Annotated in this window: 16 protein-coding genes; 6 read left to right on the forward strand and 10 right to left on the reverse strand. The window is 75.4% G+C overall.

The window, feature by feature from the left end:
- Positions 1-75 precede the first annotated feature (75 nt).
- The 5 genes from ACXVGS_RS00590 (at position 76) to ACXVGS_RS00610 (ending at position 7733) form a co-directional block, all read left to right on the forward strand.
- Positions 76-1893: a carboxypeptidase-like regulatory domain-containing protein gene (locus ACXVGS_RS00590; RefSeq protein ID WP_458531118.1), complete on the forward strand. Its 1818-nt coding sequence runs from the start codon at positions 76-78 to the stop codon at positions 1891-1893.
- Between the two features lie 100 nt (positions 1894-1993).
- A complete protein-coding gene (locus tag ACXVGS_RS00595; RefSeq protein WP_458535767.1) occupies positions 1994-5023 on the forward strand; it encodes a bifunctional [glutamine synthetase] adenylyltransferase/[glutamine synthetase]-adenylyl-L-tyrosine phosphorylase in 3030 nt (1009 codons plus the stop codon).
- A gap of 139 nt (positions 5024-5162) precedes the next feature.
- A complete protein-coding gene (locus ACXVGS_RS00600; RefSeq protein ID WP_458536515.1) occupies positions 5163-6080 on the forward strand; it encodes a universal stress protein in 918 nt (305 codons plus the stop codon).
- Positions 6081-6099: 19 nt separating this feature from the next.
- Entirely contained in the window at positions 6100-7059 is a 960-nt protein-coding gene (locus tag ACXVGS_RS00605) for a universal stress protein (RefSeq protein ID WP_458528732.1), read from the forward strand.
- Positions 7056-7733, forward strand: coding sequence for a response regulator (locus ACXVGS_RS00610; RefSeq protein WP_141787940.1), 678 nt, complete (start codon positions 7056-7058; stop codon positions 7731-7733). The genes ACXVGS_RS00605 and ACXVGS_RS00610 overlap by 4 nt, the downstream gene beginning before the upstream one ends.
- Positions 7734-7766: 33 nt before the next feature.
- Here ACXVGS_RS00610 and ACXVGS_RS00615 read toward each other — a convergent pair whose 3' ends face one another.
- From ACXVGS_RS00615 to ACXVGS_RS00650, 8 genes are all read right to left on the reverse strand, one after another.
- Entirely contained in the window at positions 7767-8024 is a 258-nt protein-coding gene (locus ACXVGS_RS00615; protein WP_458534143.1) for an SHOCT domain-containing protein, read from the reverse strand.
- Between the two features lie 19 nt (positions 8025-8043).
- Entirely contained in the window at positions 8044-8544 is a 501-nt protein-coding gene (locus tag ACXVGS_RS00620) for a DUF1918 domain-containing protein (protein ID WP_458528730.1), read from the reverse strand.
- Positions 8545-8546: 2 nt separating this feature from the next.
- Positions 8547-9032, reverse strand: coding sequence for an Hsp20/alpha crystallin family protein (locus ACXVGS_RS00625; RefSeq protein WP_458528729.1), 486 nt, complete (start codon positions 9030-9032; stop codon positions 8547-8549).
- A gap of 255 nt (positions 9033-9287) precedes the next feature.
- On the reverse strand, positions 9288-9539 hold the full coding sequence (locus ACXVGS_RS00630; protein ID WP_458528728.1) for a hypothetical protein: 252 nt from the start codon (positions 9537-9539) through the stop codon (positions 9288-9290).
- A gap of 126 nt (positions 9540-9665) precedes the next feature.
- Positions 9666-10538, reverse strand: a complete 873-nt coding sequence (locus ACXVGS_RS00635; protein WP_458536516.1) for an ABC transporter permease — start codon at positions 10536-10538, stop codon at positions 9666-9668.
- A 7-nt stretch (positions 10539-10545) separates the two neighbouring features.
- Positions 10546-11529, reverse strand: a complete 984-nt coding sequence (locus ACXVGS_RS00640) for an ABC transporter ATP-binding protein (RefSeq protein WP_458536517.1) — start codon at positions 11527-11529, stop codon at positions 10546-10548.
- A 25-nt stretch (positions 11530-11554) separates the two neighbouring features.
- Positions 11555-12433: a universal stress protein gene (locus tag ACXVGS_RS00645; protein WP_458528725.1), complete on the reverse strand. Its 879-nt coding sequence runs from the start codon at positions 12431-12433 to the stop codon at positions 11555-11557.
- Positions 12434-12541: 108 nt separating this feature from the next.
- Positions 12542-13924, reverse strand: coding sequence for an MBL fold metallo-hydrolase (locus tag ACXVGS_RS00650; protein WP_458528724.1), 1383 nt, complete (start codon positions 13922-13924; stop codon positions 12542-12544).
- 126 nt (positions 13925-14050) lie between these two features.
- Between ACXVGS_RS00650 and ACXVGS_RS00655 the strand changes: the two genes are divergently transcribed.
- Positions 14051-14479: a hypothetical protein gene (locus tag ACXVGS_RS00655; RefSeq protein WP_458528723.1), complete on the forward strand. Its 429-nt coding sequence runs from the start codon at positions 14051-14053 to the stop codon at positions 14477-14479.
- A 93-nt stretch (positions 14480-14572) separates the two neighbouring features.
- On the opposite strand, the gene ACXVGS_RS00660 is transcribed toward ACXVGS_RS00655, so the two are convergent.
- Both ACXVGS_RS00660 and ACXVGS_RS00665 read right to left on the reverse strand, forming a co-directional pair.
- Positions 14573-15454: a universal stress protein gene (locus tag ACXVGS_RS00660; protein WP_458531120.1), complete on the reverse strand. Its 882-nt coding sequence runs from the start codon at positions 15452-15454 to the stop codon at positions 14573-14575.
- A gap of 26 nt (positions 15455-15480) precedes the next feature.
- On the reverse strand, positions 15481-16476 hold the full coding sequence (locus ACXVGS_RS00665) for an NAD(P)-dependent alcohol dehydrogenase (RefSeq protein ID WP_458528721.1): 996 nt from the start codon (positions 16474-16476) through the stop codon (positions 15481-15483).
- Positions 16477-16533 lie beyond the last annotated feature (57 nt).

The following is a 16533-nucleotide window of genomic DNA, read 5'->3' on the forward strand; positions in this document are numbered from 1 at the left end:
CTCCACCGGCCCTAGATTTCGCCCGGTTTCATTGACATTCGGGCGGATTGCCCGAATTCACCAAGGGGGGTCCACTTGCCATCTCGCGCTGCCCGCACCCTGCTGTGTGCGGCACTCCTGGCCGGCTCCGCGCTCGGGGTCACCGCCCCGGCGTTGGCCGCCACCGCAACGCTGAGCGGGCGCGTCGTCGACGCGGTGACCGGTGCACCGGTCACGGACGCCTGCGTCCAGGCCACCGACGAGAACTGGGACGGCACGGCCTCGGGCTGCGTCGACTCCGACGGCCGCTACAGCCTGGACGTGCCCAACGCCGACCTGGCATACCGCGTCCAGGCCTATGGCGGTGACTACGTCGCGCAGTACGCCACCGGCCACTACACCTGGGACCACGCCGACCTGCTGACGGCCCCGGGCACCGCCGACTTCGCCCTCGAGCGGGCAGGCGCCATGACCGGCACGCTCGTGGACTCCGACGGCCACCCGGTCGAGGGCGCCACGGTCGAGGCGTTCCGGCCCGGCTCGGACGAGCCGGTCTACCAGGGCACCTCCTCCGTGGACGGGGACCTGACGGCGACGGTCCCGGTCGGTGACCTCGTCGTCCACGTCACGGACGGCACGCGCTCGGTCTGGGCGCCGGACGCCACTGACCGCGAGCACGCCACGACCTACCACGCGACGCTCGACGCGGGCGCCGACCTCGGCCGTGTGGCCCTGCCGCCGGCCAGCGGGATCGCGGGCACGCTGACCGACGACCAGGGCCAGCCGGTCAGCGACCTGTGCGCCACGGTGCCCACCTCCGACCAGTGGATCTGGGCCTGCAGCGACGCGGACGGGCACTACTCCGCCGAGCTGTCTCCGGGCAGCTACACCGTCGACTTCCAGAGCCAGAACCCGGCCTACCCCTCGATCTGGTCCGGCGGGTCCTGGACCGAGACCGGCGCGAAGCCGGTCACCGTCGCGGCCGCCGCGGTCACGGCATACGACCTCGTCGTCCCGCGCGGGGCGACCATGACCGGCCGCGTCGTCGACGCCGCCGGCAACCCCGTCGCCAACCGCTGCCCGCAGCCCTACCTCGGGCGGACCCAGACCTACCTGCCGACCTCGGGCGGGTGCACCGGTGCCGACGGGACCTACACGCTCACCGGCGTGCCTCCGACCAGGGTGACCCTTGTCGTGGGCGGGGCCTGGGGCAACGACACCTGGGCCTACCACGCCGCCACGCAGCAGCGAGCCAGGGTCTTCCGTCTGAGCCCCGGCGGCACCACCGCGCTGAAGGACCTGCGCCTGATCGCCGGCCGAGTGGCCGCCGGCCGGGTCACCGACGCCGCTGGCAACCCGCTCGAGGGCGTCATCGTCGGGACCGAGTACTCCCCGCGGGCCGGCGGCCCGGAGGGCAACCACGACATCACCGACGCGGACGGGCGCTACGAGCTCACCGACCTCTCCGGCACCTCCACCACGCTGGTCGCGTGGGACCTGCAGGGCCGGTGGGCACCGGTCTGGAGCGGCGGCGCTCCCACCGCCGACGGGGCCACCGCGGTCCACCTGCCCAAGCGGGGTGCGGCCCAGGCGGACTTCACCATGAAGCCGGCGGGCACGCTCACGGGCACGGTCGTGGACGCCAGTGGCGCTCCCGTCGCCGACACCTTCGACGTGAGCGTGTTCTCCGGGAAGTCGACCGCGGTTCAGTACGGCGCCGGCGGGTGGTACGACGGCAAGGGCGGCACCTTCAGCATCGCCGGCATGCCGCAGGCTCCGCTGGTGCTGCGCTTCGACAACTGGGAGACCGGGGAGACCTTCTGGTACGGCGGCACCGACCAGGCCTCGGCCACCCCGGTCACCGTCGAGCCGGGCGGGACCGTGCACCTCACCGTCACACGCCCGGCGCACTGACGCCGCGCGGTCTCCGGAAGGCCCACACCCGCAGGGGTGTGGGCCTTCCCTCGTTGCGGGGCGGTGCCGGGCTGGGCCGGCCGCTGGGTAGGTTGGGCGCGTGAGCACCTCGTCGCGCGCCACCAGCCGCACAGGGACGTTGGCGCGGCTGGGTTTCGCCGAGCCGGAGCGCGCCGGGACGCTGCTCGCCGACCCCGCGCTGGCCGGGCTGACCGACCCCTTCGACGACGTGTTCGAGGACGGCCTGCCCGACGCTCTCGGTGCCGTCGCCGACCCCGACCTGGCCCTGCTGGGCCTGGTCCGGCTGATGGAGGCCCTGCGCGCCACCGACCCCGACCACGAGGACGGCAGCCCCGAGGTGCGCGAGCTGGTCGCCGCCCTGCGCCACGCCGGGCCCGGCCGCGACCGGCTGCTCGCCCTGCTCGGCGCGTCCTCGGCGCTGGTCGACCACGTCGTCAGCCACCCCGGGGACTGGACGTATGCCGCGCACGCCCGCCGGCGCGGACCGCATGAGCGGCGCGCCGCCATGGTGGCGGCCGTGACCGACCGCGGTGCGCGGACGGCATACGACGCGTTGCGGGTGGCCTACCGCCGCGAGCTGCTCGGCATCGCCGCCCTGGACCTGACCGCCGACGACCCGGTGGTCGAGCTGCCGTTCACGGCACAGGCGCTGGCCGACCTCGCCGCGGCCTCGCTGGAGGCGGCGCTGGCGATCGCCCGCGAGGAGGCCGACGGGGAGGACCCCGGGTGCCGGTTCGCCGTCATCGGGATGGGCAAGGCCGGCGGCCGGGAGCTCAACTACGTCAGCGACGTCGACGTCATCTTCGTCGCCGAGCCGGCCGAGGGCGCCGACGAGGACGCGGCGCTGGCCTACGCCACGCAGCTGGCCACCGGGCTCATGCGGGCCTGCTCGGCCTCCACCCCCGAGGGGACCCTGTGGCCGGTCGACGCGGCGCTGCGACCCGAGGGCAAGCAGGGCCCGCTGGTGCGGACCGTGGCCAGCCACCGGCACTACTACGAGCGCTGGGCCAAGACGTGGGAGTTCCAGGCGCTGCTCAAGGCCCGCCCCGTCGCCGGTGACCCCGCCCTCGGCCAGGCCTACCTCGACGCGGTGCAGCCGCTGGTCTGGCAGGCCGCGAGCCGGGAGCACTTCGTCGAGGACGTGCAGGCCATGCGCCGCCGGGTCGAGGACCACGTGCCCAGCGCCGAGGCGCCCCGCCAGCTCAAGCTCGGGCCCGGCGGGCTGCGCGACGTGGAGTTCAGCGTGCAGCTGCTCCAGCTCGTGCACGGCCGGGCCGACGAGACGCTGCGCTCCGGCACGACCCTGGAGGCGCTCGCGGCACTGTCGCGCGGTGGCTACGTCGGGCGGGATGACGCTGCTGTGCTGGACGAGTCCTACCGCCTGCTGCGCACGCTGGAGCACCGGATCCAGCTGTTCCGGCTGCGCCGCACCCACCTCATGCCGACCGCCGAGCCCGACCTGCGCCGGCTCGGCCGGGCCATCGGGCACCGCCGCGACCCGGCGAAGTCCGTGGTGGCGCAGTGGCAGCAGCAGGCCCGCGAGGTGCGTCGGCTGCACGAGCGGCTGTTCTACCGCCCGCTGCTGACCGCCGCCGCGAAGCTGAGCTCGGACGACTCCCGGCTCACCCCGGAGGCAGCCGTCGAGCGCCTTGGCGCGCTCGGCTTCCGCGACCCCGCGGGCGCCCTGCGCCACCTCGAGGCGCTCACCACCGGCGTCAGCCGCCGGGCCGCGATCCAGCGCACGCTGCTGCCGGTGATGCTGCAGTGGTTCGCCGACGAGGCGGACCCCGACGCCGGGCTGCTGTCCTTCCGCCGGATCAGCGAGTCCCTGGGCACCACCCACTGGTACCTCAAGATGCTGCGTGACGAGGGCAGCGCCGCCGAGCGGCTCGCCCACGTCCTGGCCCGGAGCCGGTTCGCCGCGGACCTGCTCACCCGGGCGCCGGAGTCGGTGGCGATCCTCGGCGACGCGGGCGGGCTCACCCCCCGCAGCCGGGAGGCGCTGCTCACGACGATGGGGGCCGCGGTCAAGCGGCACACCACCCCCGAGGACGCGATGAACGCCGCCCGGGTCGTGCGCCGCCAGGAGCTCTTCCGTATCGCGGTCGCGGACCTCACCGGGCAGCTGGACCTCGCGGGGGTCGGCAGGGCGCTGACCGACCTCACCGCCGCGGTCCTGCAGGCAGCCCTCGACGTGGCCACCGCGCGGGTGGAAGGCGACCGTGGCCGGCCGCTGGGCACCCGGCTGCTGGTGGTCGGCATGGGCCGCCTCGGGGGCGGGGAGATGGGCTACGGCTCCGACGCCGACGTCATGTTCGTGCACGAGCCCGAGCCGGGTGTCGGCGAGGAGGAGGCCCAGTCGGCCGCCGTCGCCGTGGTCCAGGAGGTCCGAAGGCTGCTCGGCGCGGCCGGCCCGGACCCCCAGCTCGTCGTCGACGCCGACCTGCGCCCCGAGGGCAAGGCCGGCCCGCTTGCCCGCAGCCTGTCCTCCTACCGGGCCTACTACGAGCGGTGGTCGCTGACCTGGGAGCGGCAGGCACTGCTGCGTGCGGCCCCGGTCGCCGGCGACGTGGCGCTCGGTGAGGAGTTCGTGGCCCTCATCGACCCGCTGCGCCGGCCCGAGGGCGGGATCCCGGACCCGGCGGTGCGCGAGATCCGGACACTGAAGGCCCGGATGGAGTCCGAGCGACTGCCCCGCGGCGGCGACCCACGCACCCACTTCAAGCTGGGCCTGGGCGGCCTGTCCGACGTGGAGTGGACGGTGCAGCTGCTCCAGCTGCAGCACGCCTACCAGGTGCCGGGGCTGCGCACGACCGGCACCCTCGAGGCGCTCGCGGCGGCCGAGGAGGCCGGGCTGTTGCCGGCCGAGGACGCCGAGGCGCTGCGACGCGCGTGGACCTTCACGTCCGCGCTGCGCAACGCAGCGGTGCTGTGGCGCGGCCGGCCGGTGGACTCCCTGCCCAGCGACCTGCGCGACGCCGACGGGATCGGGCGGATCGTCGGGCGCCGGGCGGCCACCGGGCACGAGCTGGCGGAGGCCTACCGACGCACCGCCCGCCGGGCCCGCAAGGCGGTCGTCGCGCACTTCTACGAGTCCGACCCCGCCTGAGCACGCTGCGGCAAAGAGGTCCCGGGGCCCGGGGACCAAAGGCCCTGACCTCGAGCACCGCCGGGCCACGAGCATCGGGAGCGACCACCCGTGCCCCCTGCGCGGGCCCCACCCGGAGGGCGGTGCCATGAAGCCGGACGTGAACCTGCCGGGAACGGTCGTCGTCGGGTGTGACGGGTCGTGGCACAGCCGGCAGGCGGTGCGCGTGGCCGCCCGGGAGGCGGCCCGTCGCGGCACCGGCCTGGTGCTGCTCAGCGTGGCCGAGCCACTGAGCGCCGGCCCGGACCGGCTGCAGCTGCTCGTCCGCGCGGCCGACGACGCGATCTCCGATGCCATGGCCGTCGCCGAGCAGGCCCTCACCCTGGTCGTGGACATCGACCCGACGCTGCCCACGCAGGTGGTCATCGCCCCGGAGCTCGGCGCGCCCGAGGCCGCGGCGGCCGCCGCCGGTGCCGGCCTGCTGGTGCTCGGCCGCCACGGCGTGCACGGGCAGCTCGCCTTCTCGATGGGCTCGACCAGCGCCGAGCTGGCCCGCCTGTTCAGCTGCCCGGTGATGGTCGCCACCGACACCCCCACGCAGCCGCCGCCGCAGGACGCCGAGCCGTCCGTGGTGCTCGTGGGGCTCGACGCCGGCAGGGACTGCGCCCGCATCTTCACCGTCGCGGCGCAGGAGGCCGCCGCCCGCGGCTCGCGCCTCGTAGCGGTCCATGCGCTCGCGTCGGGCACCGGCCGGGCCCGCGCCGACCTGGCCGCGGGGTGGCGCCGGGTGCACGAGGCCATGCGCTCGGTCACCCTGCCCGAGGGCGTGCCATCACGCCTGGTGATCACCCGCGACGACCCGGTCACCGCGCTGCTGATGCGGGCGCGCGGCGGTGACCTGCTCGTCGTCGGCACCAAGGCCGGCGGCCGCCTGGCCGGGCTGGTGGCAGGCTCGGTCAGCCGCGGCGTCCTCGACGCGATGCCGTGCGACGTGCTGGTCGTCACCCCTCCGCGGCCGGGGTCCGGGGACGACCGCGGTCTCGCCCTCGCCGGCCAGGAGCCGGCCCAGCGGCCGTGACCGGCGCCAGGACCCGGCGATGACCGCCCAGGACCCCCGCCGTGACGTCGCCGTCGGCTACGACGGGTCCGTGCCGGCCCTCGCCGCGCTCGAGTGGGCCGCCGCCGAGGCGGCGCGGCGCGGTTCGACCCTCGTCGTCGTCAGCGCGATCGACCACCTCGCCCTCCCGACCGGTGCGCTCACCGGGGCACCCCTGAGCACGGAGGGCCGCTACGCCGAGGCGGAGCGACGGGCCCAGGACGGCGCGGCCTATGTGCTGCGCCAGCACCCCGGGCTGCGCGTGGCGACCGAGGCGGTGCTCGGTGGCGCCGCCGAGGCGCTGGTGCGGGTCTCGCACGAGGTCGGCCTGGTCGTGGTCGGCAGCCGTGGCCTGGACCCGGCCACCTCCACGCTGCTCGGCTCGGTGGCCTTCGCGGTCAGCGGGCACGCCAGCTGCCCGGTCGTCGTCGTCCGCGGCGACGGCCGGCGCCGCCCCGGGCCGGGGACACCCGTTGCCGTTGGCGTCGACGGCACCCCGCCGTCCCTGGTCGCCCTCGACGCTGCCGGGGACGTCGCCGCCGAGACCGGCGCGCCCCTGCGCGTGGTCTGTGCCTGGCGGCCACCGCCGGAGTCCTGGGTCTCGGCCTTCTGGGAGGTCCTCGGCGACGAGAGCGACCAGGTCCGCGAGGAGCGCAGCCGCGCCGAGAAGGTGGTGGAGGCCGCGCGCGACCGCGCGACGGCACGGCATACCGGGCTCGTCGTGACCGGCCGCGTGGTGACCGGGCCGCCGGCCCGGGCGATCGTGGAGGCCGCGGACGGCGCGGCCCTCGTCGTCGTGGGCAGCCGCGGGCGAGGCAACCTGGCGAGCCTGGTGCTCGGGTCGGTGGGGCACGGCGTCGTGCACGACGCGCAGTGCCCGGTCCTCGTCGTGCACGGAGACGGGGAGCCGGTGCCGGGTTCATCATGGGACGCAGGGCAGACACGAAGGGCAGTGCCATGACCGTGAAGGTGTTCCTCCTCGACGACCACGAGATCGTCCGTCGCGGGATCCGCGAGCTGCTGGAGATGGAGTCCGACATCGAGGTGGTCGGGGAGTCCGGCTCGGCCCAGGAGGCGACCCGGCGGATCCCGGCGCTGCGACCCCAGGTGGCGCTGCTCGACGCCCGCCTGCCCGACGGGTCGGGGCTGGACGTGTGCCGGGACGTGCGTTCGGTCGACCCCTCCATCCAGGGGCTGATCCTGACCTCGTTCAACGACGAGGACGCGCTCGCCACCGCGATCCTGGCCGGGGCGGCCGGTTACCTGCTCAAGGACATCAAGGGCCAGGACCTCGTCCAGGCGATCCGGCGGGTCGCGGCGGGGGAGAAGCTCATCGACCCCGCGGTCGCCCAGCGGGTCAAGCGCAGCTGGGAGGAGGACCGGGGCGCCGACCCGCGGCTGCGCACGCTCACCCCGCAGGAGCGCCGGATCCTCGAGCACGTCGCCGAGGGGCTGACCAACCGGCAGATCGGCGAGGCGATGTTCCTCGCGGAGAAGACGGTCAAGAACTACATCACCGCGGTCCTGGCCAAGCTCGGCATGGAGCGCCGGACGCAGGCCGCGGTGTTCGCGGCGACCCACCTCGGGGCGGAGGAGGAGGGCCAGGCCCACCGCGCGCCGCGGCGTCACCCGTAGGACGGTCGCCCCGGGACACTGGTCGCTGCGGGGTCACCGGTTGCGCAGGGCCTGCCGTCCGCGGGCCAGCGCGTCCGCGTCGATCTCGCCGCGGGCGAACCGCTCCTCCAGGATGCGCTCCGCCTCGCTGACCGGCAGGCCGGGTGGCGGCGAAGGGCCGACCGGGGGCCCGGCCTGCGGGTGACCGGTCGCGGCGACGACTGCGAACACCACCGCGGCGACCACCCCGAGCAGCAGGAGCAGCCCGAGCCACAGCCCGAACCAGCCGCCGCCCCAACCCCAGCCCATCATCGGTCAGCCCTGCGCGTGCTCACACCGGCCGGACAAAGGCGTCCTTGCCGGTGGCGTGCTCGATCTGCGTCTCGGCCGTCGCGAGCAGCGTGTCGGCGAGGTGCCGCAGCGCCCGCGCGACGGCGACCTCGTCACCGATCGTCGTCGCCGGGTCGTCCTCGGCGGACCGGTGGCTGTGCCCGTGGGTGGCGAAGTGGTCGCCCGGGCCGGCCAGCAGCACCGCCGAGGCCTCCGTGTCGTCGCCCTGCTCATACACCGAGATCTGCACCCGCCACTGCTTGACCGGCGTCCGCGGCTGCGCCGGTGCACCGGTGCCGCCGCGGTGGTGCAGGTCCTCGTCCGGGGCATGAACGATGGCGTCCGGCCCGGGGAACACCAGGGCCTCGTGCCCGTCGCTCCACCGCACGAGGTAGGGCGGGGCGCCGTTGGCCCCGCGCACCTCGATGATCTCCCCGTCACGCACCGCGCCCTCGGTCCGGTTGGCGGCGAGGACCAGACGGTCGCCCTTGTGCCCCTGCATCGTCAGGATCCCGCGCGGTGGACGGTGATCTCCCGCGTCTCGGCGGTCGGCGCCGGCGCGGGCACCCGCACCTCGAGGATGCCGTCCTGGTAGGTCGCGGCGATCGCCTCCGGGTCGATGCCCCTCGGCACCCGCAGCCGCCGGGTCATGCTCCCGTAGTGGAACTCGGTGCGCCGGCTGCCCTCGTTCTCCTCGGTGCGCTCGTCCCGGCGCTCGGCGGAGATCGTCAGCACGTCGTCCTCGAGGGTGACGTGGACGTCCTTGTCGGGGTCGATGCCGGGCAGCTCGGCGCGGACGACGAGGAACCCGCCCTCGGTGGTCTCCTCGACCCGGATCATGCCGGTGGTGCGCTCCATCAGGTCGCTCAGCTCGTGGCTCAGGAGGTCGCCAAGGGGCCAACCCATCCGGAAGTCCTCGAACGCACGAAGTCGTTGCGCGAGAGCCGAACCGGGCGCCGGCTTGGTGGGGTGGGCAGCGGTCTTGGGCATCTGGTTCTCCTCCTCGTGGGCGTCGTCGCCTGTCGCCTTCAGCCTTGTCGGGGCTGGTGCACCACCCCAGAGACGAAGGTCCTGACGGCGCCGAGGACCAGGGCAGGGAGAGCCGCGAGGACCGCCAGGTATGCCCGCGGCACGCGGGTGGGTCCGGTCGCCGCCCGCGGTGAGGGGCAGCCGGGAGGTGGGCGCCCGGCATACCGGGTGCAGCGGGTCGAGCCCGCTCAGCGGCGGCGGCTCGGCCGCGGCCGCTCAGCTGCGGCCGGGCAGGCCGAGCCGGTGACGGGCCATGGTCTCGGCCGCGTCGGCGAGGCCGGCGCGCACGCCCGCGCGGAGGAGCTCCTCGCGGCAGCGCAGCACGCAGGCGATGACCGAGCCGGCGGACCGGACGGGGTAGGCCTCGCGCACGAGAACCGCGGTCACGTCGCTGAGGTGGCGGCGCTCCTCGCGGATCAGGTCGGCGAGGTCGTGGTAGGTGACTTGGTGGGCGGAGGCAAGCGTCATGAGCGGGTCCTTCGTGGCACCCCTGCCCTCAACCCGCCGCACGCGGCGGGCGCGTTCGTGTCCAAGGGAGATTAGCGACCTCGGGTCGCGACGAAAAGGGTACAAAGGTCCCTGTTCTGGACGGTTTCAGGTCGTCCGCAGGTCCCGGCGGTGCAGCAGCAGCGTCGCGGCGGCCAGCAGCACGAGCGTGAGCGCTGCCAGGGCCAGCGCCCCGCCGGTGTCGAAGCCGTGGGCGAGCGGGCGGTTGCTCAGCGCCCAGTGGAACGGGGACCACCGCTGCCACGGCTGCAGCCAGTCGGCGAGGGGGCCCAGGGTCTCCACGAGGAACGCCAGCAGGGCCAGGCCGATCGCTGCTCCCGTGGCCGCCCCGTGCCGACCCGTGAGCGCCCCGACGGCCAGGGCGAGGGCGCCGAACATCACCCCGAGCAGGCTCACCTGCGCCGTGGCGGCCAGCAGGTGCCCGGTGTCGAGGTGCAGGTCCACCGGAGGGGAGCCGAGGAGCAACGAGAGCAGCAGGACGACGTCGACGGCCAGGACGCCCAGCACCATCGCTGCCGCCTTGCCGGCCAGCACCGCGCCCCGGGCCACCGGCAGGGAGAACAGCAGGTCCGCCGTGCCGTGCTCCTCCTCGCCGGCGGTGGCCGCCGAGCCGGCGCCGACCGCGACCGAGATGAGCACGATCGGCACCATGAGCGAGAACAGCTCGGCGTGGACGTAGCCGGCCGGGGTGGCGTAGTCCTCGAGGCCGAACGCCTGGCGCAGGCCCGCGGGGTACTGCGCCAGGAAGTCCTGCATCGACTTCTGGGAGCGGGCCACCGAGGGGTAGACCGACAGCTGCAGGACACTGAGCAGCGCGATCGCGGCGCCCCACCCCAGCAGCGAGTGCCACCGCTCGGCCAGGGCGCGCCCGCAGACCACGAGCACCTGCCGCCCGGCGCGCGGGGTCACCAGCTCGTGCTCGGTGGTGGCCGGCATCGCCGGCTGGACGGCGGCGCTCACGACGCCCTCACGACGGGCTCGCCGCGGGTGCCGGGCCGGGCATCCCGGCTGCGGGGGCGGCGGAGACGTAGCCGACGAAGGCGTCCTCCAGGTCGGGCTCGTGCGTGTGCACGTCGACCACCCCGTGGGACGTGGCCAGGCGCAGCAGCTCAGTGAGCGACCCGGTGACGCTGCAGGAGGCCCGCCCGCCGACGACCCGCAGGTCGGCGACCCCCGGGACGTCCGCCAGGCCCGGCGGCACGTCCTGGGGGAAGTCCAGCTCGATCCGGCGCCGCGCCTGCCCCCGCAGTGCTTCGATGTCGTCTTCGACCAGGAGGCGGCCGCGGGCCACGATCGCGGCACGGTCGGCGACCTGCTCGACCTCGGCGAGCACGTGCGAGGAGAGGAACACGGTGGCCCCTCGCGCCACGAGCTCGCGCAGGACGGCGTGGAACTCCACCTGGACCAGCGGGTCGAGCCCGGTGGTGGGCTCGTCGAGCACCAGCAGGTCGGGCTCGTGCATGAGCGCCTGGACCAGCCCCAGCTTCTGCCGGTTGCCCTTGGACAGCTCCCGCACCCGGGGCCCGAGGTCGAGGTCGAAGCGCTCGGCGAGCGTGCGCCAGGCCCGGTCGGGCACGCCCCCGCGCAGCAGTGCGAGGTGGCCGAGCACGTCATGGCCGTGCATCCGCTCCCACAGCGACAGGTCGCCCGGGACGTAGCCCAGGTGCGCCCGGATGCGGGGGCCGGTCGTGGCCAGGTCCATCCCGAACAGGCTGACGCGCCCGGCGGTGGGGTGGATCAGGCCGAGCAGGAGCCGGATCGTCGTCGTCTTGCCGGCGCCGTTGGGGCCGAGGAAGCCGAACACCTCCCCGACCCGGACCTGCAGGTCCAGGTCCTCGATGCCGACGGCACGGCCGTAGCGCTTGGTCAGGCCGACGGTCTCCACGGCGAGCCCCCCGGCCCGGGGCGGGCCGGCAGGCATGCCGGTCGCCCGGGTCGCGGTGGAGCTCACGGCGTTGCCTCGACCCGGTCGCCGCTCAGACCAGCGGCACGACGCTGGAGGCGGGCTCGGTGACCGTCGCCGGCCGGACCGGCGCGGTGGCCGGGACCTCCGGCGGAAGGACGACGACCGGGCAGCGACCGTGCACGAACGAGATGTGGTGCAGCGCGGCATACGGCAGGACCAGCAGGTCCCGGGACCGGGTCCTGGCCTGGAGCACGTCCCGCGCGTGGCCCGAGGCCAGGGACTCGGTGACCCGGACGGTGCCCCCGGAGATCTGCTCGAGGCGCTGGCGCATCTTCGCGTGCCGGTCGCGGGCCTCCTCGCGGACCCGCACGTCGAGCTCGGGGTAGGAGGGGACGATCGGCTCGAGGTACCAGGAGTCGATGAGGTGCACGTCGGCGCGGTCGCGCTGGGCCTGGCGGACGGCCCAGCGGAAGGTGGACCCCTCGGGGTCGAGGGTGCCGCTGACGAGGACCCGCTCGACCGGGCCGGGGGCGGCAGACGGGCCGACCACGGCCACCGGGCAGGGCGCGTGGCGCACGCAGTAGCGGCTCACGCTGCCGGACATGGCCCCCAGGGCCCCCACGTGGCCGGCGGAACCGACCACGAGCAGGGAGGACCCCCGGGCGGCCTCGACCAGCGTCGGCCCGGCGCGGCCCTCGAGCATCACCACCGAGGCCTGGTGCTCCTCGAGCCCGGCGTCGGCCAGGGCCTCGGCCATCATCGCGGCGCGCTCGGCCGCCGGGGGCATCACCTCGTGGGAGGCGACCCCCGCGTGCCACACCGTGACCAGGCGGAGCCGGGCGCCGGAGCGCCGCGCCTCCTCGGCCGCCCACCGCAGCGCCGCTGTGGCGCGGGAGGTGAGATCGCTGCCGACCGTGATCACGGGGTGGGGGACATCGAGCGCGTCCATCAGGGGGCCTCCTGGCTGCGGCGTGGGGGAGTGTGCCCACGGTCGCCCGGACCGGGCGCGGGGAGGCAGGGCCCAAGGTCCCCCGGACGCCGCGGTGGGCCGAAGGGCTCAGGCCGGGTCGACGCGGACCTTCTCGCCGTGCCGGGGCACGACCGCGGTCCAGTCGAGCTCGTCGCGGATCCGCCCGGCCAGCACGGCCGCGGCCGGCGGCTCGCCGTGCACGACGTAGACCGTCTCCGGGGGCTCGGGCAGCCGGCGCAGCCAGGCGAGGACCTCCCCGGAGTCGGCGTGGACGGAGAACTCCTCGTCCACGAGCACCTCGGCGCGCACCGGGACGTAGCGGCCGAACATCTTCAGTTGCCGTGCCCCCTCGGCCAGGTCCCGCCCGCGGGTGCCGACCGCCTGGTAGCCGGTGAGCACCACGGTGTTGCGGCGCTCGGGCAGCAGGTGCCGCAGGTGGTGCACGACCCGCCCGCCCGTGGCCATGCCCGACGCGGAGACGATGACGCAGGCCTCCTCGGGGAAGTTCAGGGCGACCGACTCCTGCACGCTGCGGACCGCATGGACCCGGGGCAGCTCGAACAGGCGGGGCCCGACGTCGGGACGCAGCTCGGCGCGCAGGCCGGGGCGGGCGTAGACCTCCAGCGCAGCCAGCGCCATGGGGCTGTCGACGTAGACCGGCAGGTCGGGGGCCTCGCCCCGGGCGAGGAGGTCGCTGATAGCGCGCAGGACGAGCTCGGTGCGGTCGACCGCGAACGCCGGGACCACCACGGCGCCGCGCAGCCGCTCGGCCCGGCGCATCGCCTCGGCGAGCACGGCGTGCGGGTGCTGCCCCGGCGCGGGGTGGGTGCGGTCGCCGTAGGTGGACTCCACCACCACCGTGCGGGCCGCCGGCGGGTCCTCCCGGGGGAGGAGCAGCGGGTGGGTGGGCCGGCCCAGGTCCCCGGAGAACAGGACCGAGTCGCCGAAGACGTCGACCCGGGAGGAGGCCGACCCCAGGATGTGCCCGGCCCGGGTGAGGTTGAGCGTGATCCCGTCGGCCAGTGGCACCGGGAGGGTGTAGTCGCACGGGCACAGGGCCTCGATCGCCCGCTCGGCGTCGGCGGCGTCGTACAGCGGCATCGGCTTGTCGTGCCGGGAGTAGCCGGCCTCGCGGGCGTGCTCGGCGTCCTCCTCCTGCAGGTGGGCGCTGTCGCGCAGCACGATCGCTGCCAGGGCCGCGGTGCCCTCGGTGCACCACGCCGGCCCGGTGAACCCCTGGCGGACCAGCGCCGGCAGGTAGCCACAGTGGTCCAGGTGGGCGTGGCTGAGCACGACGTTGCCGATGGTGGCCGGGTCGACGGCGAACTGCTCCCAGTTGCGCCGGCGCCACTCGCGCTCGCCCTGGTAGAGCCCGCAGTCCACCAGCACCCTCTGCGTGCCGCTCTCGAGGAGGAACGCGCTGCCGGTGACCGTGCCGGCTGCCCCCAGGAAGGTCAACGTGGTCCCCATGGTCGCCATGGTGCGGGGGCCGTGGCCGAGGGCAGGCGGGCCCAAGGTCCCCTCCCTGCCCGCACCGGGCCCCCGGGGGACGTTCGGCCCTGAACGCCCGACCGCCCCCCTGTTCACAGTGGGCTCATGACTCTGTACGAGGCAGCCGCGGGCCCGGCGCAGGCCAGGAGTCCGCTGGCGGGCGACGTGGTCGCCGGCCTGGTGCACAACGGCTCCGCCGAGGCGGTGGCCCGTGCTGCCGTCCGCGAGGCGGTGCGCCGCGGCTGCCGGGTGCGCTTCATCCAGGTCCTCCCGCCGGGGCTGAACGAGGAAGATCGTGCCGACGCCGACCGTGGCACGTTCCGGGCGGCCCTACGCGCCCTGCGCGGCCAGTCGCGGGTGCCCTGCTCGTTCGAGGTGCTCGAGGGCGAGGCCGGCCGGATCCTGTGCGAGCGCAGCCGGCAGGCCGGGATCCTGGTCATCGGGCGCGACCTGCCCGACGCGGTCGACCACGTCGCCGGCTACTGCCAGGTGCACGCCGAGTGCGACGTCCTGACCGTCGCCCACCTCGAGTAGCCCGCTCCCTCGCCCCACCCGGCCCACCGGCCGGCCTCCCCTGCGGGAGCCGGCCGGTGGTCAGTGGTGCACCCCCGGTATGCCGGGTGGGGGCTACGCGGTCGGGCGCACCACGGCAACGGGGCAGTGCGCACCGCGCAGCACCCCCTGGCTGACCGAGCCGAGCAGCAGCCCGGTGAAGCCGCCCTTGCCGCGGCAGCCGACCACCATCAGGTCGGCACCGGCGGACTGGGCGACGAGCGACTCGACCGGGAACTCCTGCAGGACCAGCTCGCGCACGTCGACGTCGGGGTACTTCTCGCGCCAGCCGGCGAGGGCCTCGGCCAGCAGTAGCCGGCCGGACTCCGCCACGTCGGCGGGACCCTGTGCCTCGGCGGTCCCGGCGATCTCGCCCTCGGAGATCTGCAGCCACCAGCAGTGCACCGCGGTCAGGCCGGTGCCCCGGGAGGAAGCCTGCGCGAAGGCGTGGCCGATGGCCGCGGCGGAGGACTCCGAGCCGTCGACACCGACGACCACGCGTCCGGCCTGCGGGCCGTCCTCGGTCGCGCCGCCGTGGACGACGACCACCGGGCAGTGCGCATGCATGGCGACCGTCAGGGACACGGTGCCCAGCAGGACGCCGGCCACGGCGCCCCGCCCGCGGGCGCCCACCACGACCGTGTCGGCGTGCTCGGAGGCGGCGACCAGCTCACCGGCGGCCGAGCCGAGCGGGACGTCCCACGTCAGCCGCAGGTCGCTGTCCAGGGAGCGCACCCGGGCCACGGCGGTCTCGACCACCTCGTCCGTGCGGGCCAGGGCCTCGGGCCGTTCCGGCGGCGCGGCCAGCCACAGCTCGTGGAAGTAGGCGTGCAGCAGGTGGAGCGGCAGGTTGCGGCGGGAGGCCTCCTGGACGGCCCACTCCAGCGCGGCGACGCCGGTGGGGGAGCTGTCCAGGCCGACGACGATGGCTCCGTGGGGGACCGGGGTGCGGGGCATGTGACTCTCCTCGGGTTGGTGGGAGCTCAGGGGACGAGGACGATGCGTCCGTCGACGTCCCCGCGGGCCAGGTCGTGCATGGCCGTGTTGACGGCTGCCAGGTCGCGTTCGTGCACGCGGGTGGTGAGCCGGCCCGCGCGGGCCAGCTCGATGACCTCGGCCAGCTCGGTGCGGGTGCCCCACATCGAGCCGGAGACCCGCACCTCCGCGGGCAGGGTGAGCGGGCTGACCGGCAGGGTCCCGCCGGCGAGGCCGACGATGACGACCTCGGCACGGCGGGAGGCGAGGCGGCCGGCGAGCGCCAGCGTCTGCTCGGAGCCGACGAGGTCGATGACGGCGGCCGCGGACACGCCCGCGAGGTCGTCGTCGGCAGGGTCGAGCGTGAGGTGGGCGCCGAGCTCAAGGGCCGTGGCGCGTCGAGCGGCGGAGGGCTCCACGGCGACCACCCGGGCGGCGCTGAGCTCGCGCAGCAGCTGCACGGCATACTGCCCGAGCCCGCCCGCACCGATGACGACCGCCGTGGTGCCCGGGACCAGCCGGGGCAGGCAGCGGCGCACCGCGCGGTAGGGGGTCAGCGCCGCGTCGGTCAGCGGCGCGCTGCTCACCGGGTCGAGGTCGCCGAGGGGCACCAGGTGCCGCGGGCTGGGCACCACCAGGAACTCGGCGAAGCCGCCGGGCTGGCCGATGCCGACCCAGGAGGTGGTGGCGCACAGCTGCTCCTCGCCGCCCAGGCACAGCCGGCACATGCCGCAGCCCCAGCCGCCGTACACGGCGACGGGCTCGCCGTGCTCGAAGCCGTGCGCGCCCGGGCCGAGGGCCTCGACGTAGCCGCTGACCTCGTGCCCCAGGATCCACGGGAAGGTAGGCAGCACGGGGACCTCGCCGCCGACCAGGTGCAGGTCGGAGTGGCACAGGCCGGCACCGGCCACGCGGACCAGCACCTCGCCGGGCCCCGGGTCGGAGACGGGCACGTCATCGATGACCAGGTCGGCCTTGTAGTCGGGAAGCAGTGCGGCGCGCATCGGGTCTCCCGGGTCGGGTCCAGTGCCTCGTGGGGCACCTTCACCGTCCCGTCCGGC

The organism is Oryzihumus sp. (assembly GCF_054325275.1).

Bases quoted from the DNA above. Each gene is read 5' to 3' on its own strand.
- ACXVGS_RS00605 (WP_458528732.1), top strand. From the start codon at position 6,100: ATGACCGCCCAGGACCCCCGCCGTGACGTCGCCGTCGGCTACGACGGG.
- ACXVGS_RS00610 (WP_141787940.1), top strand. From the start codon at position 7,056: ATGACCGTGAAGGTGTTCCTCCTCGACGACCACGAGATCGTCCGTCGC.
- ACXVGS_RS00615 (WP_458534143.1), bottom strand. From the start codon at position 8,024: ATGATGGGCTGGGGTTGGGGCGGCGGCTGGTTCGGGCTGTGGCTCGGG.
- ACXVGS_RS00620 (WP_458528730.1), bottom strand. From the start codon at position 8,544: ATGCAGGGGCACAAGGGCGACCGTCTGGTCCTCGCCGCCAACCGGACC.
- ACXVGS_RS00625 (WP_458528729.1), bottom strand. From the start codon at position 9,032: ATGCCCAAGACCGCTGCCCACCCCACCAAGCCGGCGCCCGGTTCGGCT.
- ACXVGS_RS00630 (WP_458528728.1), bottom strand. From the start codon at position 9,539: ATGACGCTTGCCTCCGCCCACCAAGTCACCTACCACGACCTCGCCGAC.
- ACXVGS_RS00645 (WP_458528725.1), bottom strand. From the start codon at position 12,433: ATGGACGCGCTCGATGTCCCCCACCCCGTGATCACGGTCGGCAGCGAT.
- ACXVGS_RS00650 (WP_458528724.1), bottom strand. From the start codon at position 13,924: ATGGGGACCACGTTGACCTTCCTGGGGGCAGCCGGCACGGTCACCGGC.
- ACXVGS_RS00655 (WP_458528723.1), top strand. From the start codon at position 14,051: ATGACTCTGTACGAGGCAGCCGCGGGCCCGGCGCAGGCCAGGAGTCCG.
- ACXVGS_RS00660 (WP_458531120.1), bottom strand. From the start codon at position 15,454: ATGCCCCGCACCCCGGTCCCCCACGGAGCCATCGTCGTCGGCCTGGAC.
- ACXVGS_RS00665 (WP_458528721.1), bottom strand. From the start codon at position 16,476: ATGCGCGCCGCACTGCTTCCCGACTACAAGGCCGACCTGGTCATCGAT.